6 protein-coding genes are annotated in these 6,779 nt (G+C 63.0%); 1 reads left to right on the top strand and 5 read right to left on the bottom strand.

Annotated elements, in window-relative coordinates; translation table 11 throughout:
• Positions 1-22 precede the first annotated feature (22 nt).
• The 5 genes from ACOZK4_RS15710 to ACOZK4_RS15730 form a co-directional block, all read right to left on the bottom strand.
• The gene (locus ACOZK4_RS15710; RefSeq protein WP_421592685.1) at positions 23-1,003 is read right to left on the bottom strand and encodes a BMP family protein; all 981 of its coding nucleotides are present in this window, start codon (positions 1,001-1,003) and stop codon (positions 23-25) included.
• 52 nt (positions 1,004-1,055) lie between these two features.
• A complete protein-coding gene (locus ACOZK4_RS15715) occupies positions 1,056-2,048 on the bottom strand; it encodes a BMP family protein (RefSeq protein ID WP_421592686.1) in 993 nt (330 codons plus the stop codon).
• A gap of 50 nt (positions 2,049-2,098) precedes the next feature.
• Positions 2,099-3,394, bottom strand: coding sequence for an amidohydrolase family protein (locus ACOZK4_RS15720; RefSeq protein ID WP_421592687.1), 1,296 nt, complete (start codon positions 3,392-3,394; stop codon positions 2,099-2,101).
• Positions 3,395-3,614: 220 nt separating this feature from the next.
• Positions 3,615-4,415 carry an aldolase gene (locus tag ACOZK4_RS15725; RefSeq protein WP_421592688.1) on the bottom strand — a complete coding sequence of 267 codons (801 nt, stop codon included), beginning with the start codon at positions 4,413-4,415 and terminating at the stop codon, positions 3,615-3,617.
• 155 nt (positions 4,416-4,570) lie between these two features.
• Positions 4,571-5,467 carry a LysR family transcriptional regulator gene (locus ACOZK4_RS15730; protein WP_117370111.1) on the bottom strand — a complete coding sequence of 299 codons (897 nt, stop codon included), beginning with the start codon at positions 5,465-5,467 and terminating at the stop codon, positions 4,571-4,573.
• Between the two features lie 161 nt (positions 5,468-5,628).
• Here ACOZK4_RS15730 and ACOZK4_RS15735 point away from each other — a divergent pair.
• The coding region (locus ACOZK4_RS15735) for a nucleobase:cation symporter-2 family protein (protein ID WP_421592689.1) at positions 5,629-6,779 on the top strand (1,151 nt) is incomplete at its 3' end.

The raw sequence follows: 6,779 nt of genomic DNA on the forward strand, positions 1-6,779 counted from the left end.
ACCGGCCGCAGCGCAAGGCCGTTTATTCGCCGTCCGTCTTGATTTCGCCGGCTGCGATCTTGTCGCTGATCGCCTTCACTTCCGCGCGGATCTCCGCCGGCACGGAGACCGGGCCGTCATCGCGGAAGGTGAAGGAGATGACCTTCGGGTCCTTCAGGCCGAAGACGACGTTTTCCGTCGGCGGGCTGCCGTCCTTGATCGATTTGACGACTTCGACCACGCCCTGCGCGTAGTCGGCGACATAGAGGCCGAGAATGTTGTTGGGCGCGACCGGCGTGAAGTCGCTGAAGATCGAGAAGGAGCGTACATCCTTGCCGGATTCGGCGATCGCCTGGTAGCCGCCGACGGTGGCGCCCGAGGCGTTCGGTACGACGAAATCGGCACCCTGCGAGATCATGCTCAGTGCCGCTTCCTTGGCCGCCGTCGTATCGGTGAAGTTGCCGATATAGGCTTCGCTGATCGGGAAGTCCGGGTTGACGCTTTTCGCGCCGTTCTTGAAGCCGGCAAAGGCCTGCTGGATCGGCGGGATTTCCATGCCGCCGACGAGGCCGGCCTTCTTGCCCATTTTCGCGGCAATCACGCCCATCAGGTAGAAGGGCTGGCTTGTATCGGTGTTGAGGCCGATGACATTGCCCTCATGGATGCTGCTCGACGAGATCAGGAAGTAGGTGTCGGGATAGTCGAGCGCGACTTCCAGGGCCGCATCCTGGAACTCGAAACCGTGGCCGAGAATGACCTTGTAGCCCTGGCTGGCATAATCGCGGAAGGCCTTTTCGAAGGAGGCCGGGTTCTGCTGCAGCTCGACATAGCTGATCTTGGCGCCGAGCTGGCTTTCCACGCCCTTCAGCGCGTTGAAGCCGATGCGGTTCCAGCCCTCTTCCGAGACGCTGCCGGGCACGAGAAGGCCCATCTTGAAATCGTCTGCCTGAGCGATTGCCGGGATGGCAACGGCGATCGACAGGGCGGCCACGCCTTCCAGGAACAGTCTTCTTGAGAATTTCATTGCATTTCCTCCCATTGTGTTGGTTTTCCGGGACCCGCGCCGGATCTTCGCGTCAATTCGCGCGGGTCTGGATGTCGCCTGCGACGATTTTTGCGCTCACGTCGTCGACGAATGTGCGCAGGTCCGTGGGCACCGGTCGGGTGGCCGCGTCGTTGTAGGTAAACTTGATGACGTCGGTGTCCTTCAGGCCGAAGTCGACATTGCTGTCCGGCACCTTGCCGTCCTTGATGCCCGAGACGATGCGCACGATGCCCTGGCCGTAATCGGCCAGGAACGTGCCGAGCACATTCTGAGGGGCGGCGTGGGTATAGTCGCTGTAGACGCTAAAGGTACTGGCCTTGCCGCCCGATTCCCGGGCCGCCTGGATGACGCCCATGCCAGCCGAATTGGCATTGGGAATGACGAAATCCGCACCCTGCGAGATCACGCTGAAGGCAGCTTCCTTGGCAGCGCTCGCATCGGTGAAACTGCCGAGATAGACGGTCGAGACCGGGAAATCCGGGTTCACGCTCTTCGAGCCGTTCACGAAGCCTTCGAAGGCCTGCGTGATGGGCGGGATTTCCATGCCGCCGATGAGGCCGGCGCCCTTGCCCATTTTCGCGGCGATCACGCCCATGAGATAGAAGGGCTGGCTGGCATCGGTGTTGAGGCCGATGACCTTGCCCTCGTGGATGCGGCTCGACGAAATGAGGAAGACGGTATCCGGAAAATCCTCTGCCGCCGTCAGGGCCGCATCCTGGAACTGGAAGCCGTGGCCGAGCACGACCTGATAGCCTTGGCCCGCATAGTCGCGGAACGCCTTCTCGAAGGCGGCCGGGTTCTCCGGCAGTTCGACATAGCTGATCTTGGCGCCGAGTTCCTTCTCGACGCGCTTCAGCGCGTCGAAGGCGATCCGGTTCCAGCCTTCTTCCCCGATGCTGCCGGGGACGAGAAGGCCCATCTTGAAGTCGTCGGCACGGGCGGGAGTCTGCCAGATCGAGCCGATAAGCGTGAGTGCGATAGTGGATGCGAGCAGCGAACGACGTGAAAATACAGTCTTGTTCATTTCAGTCTCCCCTTAGATTGAAGTCCAATCCCCCCGGAGTCGCCGCTCGGTTATGCATCCTCCTTCGTGGCAATGCTTTCGGTCGCGCTCTGCGAGACGAGACGGCCCCTCGAGAAGACGAAGGCGCGGTCCGGTCCGCCGGCAACCAGCGTGTCCGTGTCGATGCAATCGGTGACGACGAAATCGGCGCGCGCACCGGCCTTCAGGCCATGGTCCTTGCCGAGGCCCATCAGGCGAGCCGGCGCCGTCGTGATCATGCGGTGGGCGGCGGCCAGTTCGTCGCCACGCAGATGACCGGCCAGCAGCGTCCAGCGCGCGATTTCCAGCATGTCGCCGGAGCCGGTCGGCACGAACGGATCCTGGATGTTGTCGGAGGCCGTCGCGATGGTGACGCCGGCGCGGTAGAGCTCGGCAACGCGCGTCAGGCCGCGCGGCGGCAGCATTTCGGCGTCGCGGCCCTGGAGATAGAGGTTAGCCGCCGGAAGCGTCACGACGCCGACATCGAGCGCCAAGAGCCGTTCGGCGATGCGCTGGAATTCCGAGCGGGGCAGCGCACTCAGCACGGAGACATGGCTGAACACGGTGCGGCCCTGCATGCCGAAGCGCTCGACCCGTTCGAGGGCGGCATCGAGCAGATGCACGTCTGCCTTGAGGTGCTCGTCGAGATGCAGGTCGACCGGCTTGCCGGCCTTCACCGCGGCGGAAAACAGGATGTCGAGATAGCGCGGCGGGTCTTCGGAGACCGCGGGCGTGCCGCCGACGGCATCGGCGAGCGCCACCGCACCGTCGATGTTCTTGGCGAGCCAGTCGAAATCCTGGCCCGGATGGGGCGTCATGAAGGCGACGAGCTGGAGAGTGATGCGGTCCTTTTCGGCATCGCGGATGCCGGCCAGCGTCTCGATGCCGTGGAAGCCGGCATCCTTGTCGACGTTGATGTGGCTGCGGATGCCCGTCGTGCCGCGGGAGAGACATCGCTCGACGGTGCGCGTGGCACGCTTGTGGATGTCGTCGGGGCCGGCGGTGCGGGCATATTTGGCGAAGGCGTCGCGGGCGCCTTGCAGCGTGCCCGACGGATTGGGTGTGAAGCGCAGCACGCCCGTCTTGTCGAGATGCTGGTGCGCATCAAGGAAACCGGCGGTCACCAGCCTGCCGGTGATATCGACGCAGGCGCCGCAGGACGAGGTGTCGAGATAGGGTTCGACCGCGATGATGCGTCCGTCCGCTCCCACAAGGATGTCGCTGACCGATTGCGAACCATCGTCAAGAATGACGGTTCCGCCCGTAAGCGCAAAGGACTGACCGGCGGCCAGATTTGCGAGCGACGCTGTTGCAGTGTCTCGTACCATTCGTTCCCACCTTCTCGTTATGGCGGAAAACTAAGCATGGGCGATTAGTTCAAACAAATTCATTATTTCAATTGTTTGATGAAATATCGATATTAATCGCAGTTGCTCAGTTCTTTCGCATTCGCAAAATCATTCGAGGAAAAACACAAATATTCAAAGTGTTGTCTTCTCGATGAATGGCCGCCTTCGCCCTTTGCAATGAAGGCCATTCATCAAAAATTCAGTGCCGATATTGTGGTTCTTCCGCGTCCAATTGCCGGCGAATGGCCGCAAGATGGGCCCTGGCGGACTCCGGATCGCCTTCGCGCATCTGCCGGTAGGCGGCTTCCGCGATGGCGGGATCGACCGGCGAGACCTTGCGGCCGGTCGACATGGCGAGCACCTGCACCTCGGCGGCGCGCTCGAGATAGTAGAGGTCGTCCCAGGCTTCCGCGATGGTGGGGGCAAGCACCAGCACGCCATGGTGTTTCAGGAAAACGATGTCGGCATCGCCGACCGTGCCGGCGATGCGCGCGCCCTCGGCATAGTCGAGCGCCAGGCCGTTGTAGTTCTCGTCGACGGCGGTGCGGCCGTAGAATTTGAGCGCGGTCTGTCCGGCCCAGATCATCGGCGGCCCGTCCGTCATGGAGAGCGCGGTCGCATAGGGCATATGCGTGTGGAAGGCGACCTTGGCACGCGGCAGGCGGCGGTGGATTTCGGCATGGATGTAGAAGGCGGTAGCTTCCGGCGCGCCGTCGCCGTCGATGACGGTGCCGTTGAAATCGCAGATCAGCAGTTTGTAAGCGTTTAGTTCCCGGAAGGCGTAGCCGTAGGGATTGACGAGGAAGAGATCGTCATGGCCGGGCACGACGGCGGAGAAGTGGTTGCAGATGCCTTCCTCGAAGCCGTTGCGGGCCGCCATGCGGAAACAGGCGGCAAGCTCTTCCCGGGCGGTGCGGATGGCATCGGTGGAGAGGTCGGGGCGGTTCGGCCGGGTGGTCTCGCCGGAATGGGCGGCGCGGTCGTTCAGGGAATGAGCCATGGATGCTCCTGGTCTGGCGTGGCTGGGAGCGGCGGCTGGCCTGAAGGCGCATCATGCGCCGGCCTCCGCGCACAGCGTCGAGCCGCTGCGCCCTGCCTGCCCGCGCCTGGCGCGGTCCAGCAGCGCCTTCAGATAACGCCGGAATTTTTACCGGGTCAATGGACCGATTTCAGCAGGAAATCGCGAAAGCGCCGCGCGGCCGGCGACAGCGAACGACCGCGTTTCTGGATCAGGCTGACCTCGCGCTTGATATGCGGTTCCTTCGGCGTGCGCACGACGAGGCCCATGGACGTGGCAAGCCGTGTGACGGCCGAGGTCATGATCGCGACGCCAAGGCCGCCCTCGACCATGCCGATGATCGTCAGCGGCAGCGCCACCTCCTGCATCGACTTGTCGAGCGGCAGGATGATGCCGTTGCGCGCCAGTTCGTTCTCCAGCCGGTCGCGGATCGGGTTGCCGCGCTGCGGGCCGATAAGCTTGCAATCGGCAAGATCCGTCCAGCGCAGTTCGGAGCGTTTCACCAGCGGGTCGTCGGCATGGAGCACGACGAGGAACTCGTCCGTGGTGAGCCGCGTGCCCACGAGTTCCGGGTCGTCCTCCGGCACCGTGCCGAGGCCGAGATCGACGGAACCGTTCGCCACCTGCTCCAGTACGGTCTTCTCCGCGACGTCATGCAGCGCGACGGCGATTTCCGGATAGAGCTTGGTGAAGCCGTGCACGAGCTGCGGCAGCATCAGCGCCGCCTGCACCGTGCCGGCCGCCATGGTGACCTTGCCGCGGCGTAGCGCCGTCAGCTCCTGCGAACTTTCCACCATGCCCTCGATGTCGGCAACGGCACGCGCGGCGATCGGCAGGATATCCATGCCCGCCTGGGTGAGGCGCAGAAGCCGCGTGTGCCGGTCGAACAGGCGCAGGTTCAGGTTCGTCTCAAGTTGGCGCACCAGCGTGCTGACCGCCGATTGCGAGGAGCCGAGCTTGTCGGCGGCAAGCGTGAACTGCCCGAGATTGGCCACGGTGACGAAGGCGCGAAGCTGTTTCAGCGTGATGTCCATGTCATCAATTCATTCAATTACCAGATGAATAAATATAATTATGCCGATTGTTTGCTGATTTGGTCAACAGCATGATCGGCCTTGTACGGCGTGCGGTGCCAAAACATGAGGCCAAGATGCCCCCCACCGCGCCGGAACACTATTCGCTGGGAGGAAAGCGAATGTCCAATTCCGAAACGACGGATCCCGTCGAGAAGAAGTACCCTGTGCCGAGCCTTTTCGCTCTCGGTCTGCAACACGTTCTCGTCATGTATGCCGGTGCGGTCGCGGTGCCGCTGATCGTCGGCACGGCGCTTCATCTGCCCAAGGAGCAGATCGCCCTGCTCGTCAGCGCCGACCTGTTCGCCTGCGGCATTGTCACCATCATCCAGGCGCTCGGCATCTGGAAAATCGGCATTCGCCTGCCCATCATGATGGGCGTCTCCTTCACCGCCGTGCCCTCGATCATCGCGACCGGCACCAATCCGGAACTCGGCATGCCCGGCGTCATCGGGGCCGTCATCGGATCCGGCATCTTCGTCCTTCTCGTCGCCCCCTTTTTCGGTCGATGGGTTCGCTTCTTCCCGCCGATCGTTACCGGCACGGTCATGCTGATCATCGGCCTTTCCCTGATGCGTGTCGGCGTCAACTGGGCCGCGGGCGGCCAGCCGATGATCAAGGGCCCTGACGGTATGATCCCGAACCCGGCCTATGGTGCGCCCTTTGGGCTCGCCGTGGCAGCTATCGTGCTCCTGTCGATCCTGCTGCTCACCCGCGTTCTCAAGGGCTTTCTGTCCAATCTCGCGGTGCTGATGGGCATCGGCATCGGTTTTGCAATCGCCATTGCCGCCGGCAAGGTGGATTTCCACGGCGTGGCGGATGCCGACTGGCTGCGTGTCATCCACCCGCTCGCCTTCGGCTGGCCGGTCTTCGAATTCTGGTCCACTCTGTCGCTCTGTGCGGTCATGGTGGTCATGATGATCGAATCGACCGGGCAGTTCCTGGCGGTCGGCGACATGGCCGGACGCAAGATCACCCAGCGCGATCTTACCCGCGGCCTGCGCACCGATGGCGTCGGCAACATCATCGGCGGTCTGCTCAACACCTTCACCTACACGACCTATGCGCAGAATGTCGGCCTGCTCCAGATTACCGGCGTGCTCAGCCGCTTCGTGGTCGCCGCGGGCGGGGCCATCCTGATCCTGCTCGGCGTGCTGCCGAAGGTGGCCTTCATCAGTGCGTCGATCCCGAGCTACGTCGTCGGCGGTGCCGCCATCGTGATGTTCGGCATGGTCTCGGCGACCGGCGTGAAAATCCTGTCGAAGGTCGATTT

The sequence above is a fragment of the Shinella sp. M27 genome (genome assembly GCF_049199905.1).
Lineage (GTDB): Bacteria > Pseudomonadota > Alphaproteobacteria > Rhizobiales > Rhizobiaceae > Shinella.

What these genes read in the sequence shown, in the direction of transcription:
- ACOZK4_RS15710 (WP_421592685.1), bottom strand. Translation starts at nt 1,003, where the DNA reads ATGAAATTCTCAAGAAGACTGTTCCTGGAAGGCGTGGCCGCCCTGTCG.
- ACOZK4_RS15715 (WP_421592686.1), bottom strand. Translation starts at nt 2,048, where the DNA reads ATGAACAAGACTGTATTTTCACGTCGTTCGCTGCTCGCATCCACTATC.
- ACOZK4_RS15720 (WP_421592687.1), bottom strand. Translation starts at nt 3,394, where the DNA reads ATGGTACGAGACACTGCAACAGCGTCGCTCGCAAATCTGGCCGCCGGT.
- ACOZK4_RS15725 (WP_421592688.1), bottom strand. Translation starts at nt 4,415, where the DNA reads ATGGCTCATTCCCTGAACGACCGCGCCGCCCATTCCGGCGAGACCACC.
- ACOZK4_RS15730 (WP_117370111.1), bottom strand. Translation starts at nt 5,467, where the DNA reads ATGGACATCACGCTGAAACAGCTTCGCGCCTTCGTCACCGTGGCCAAT.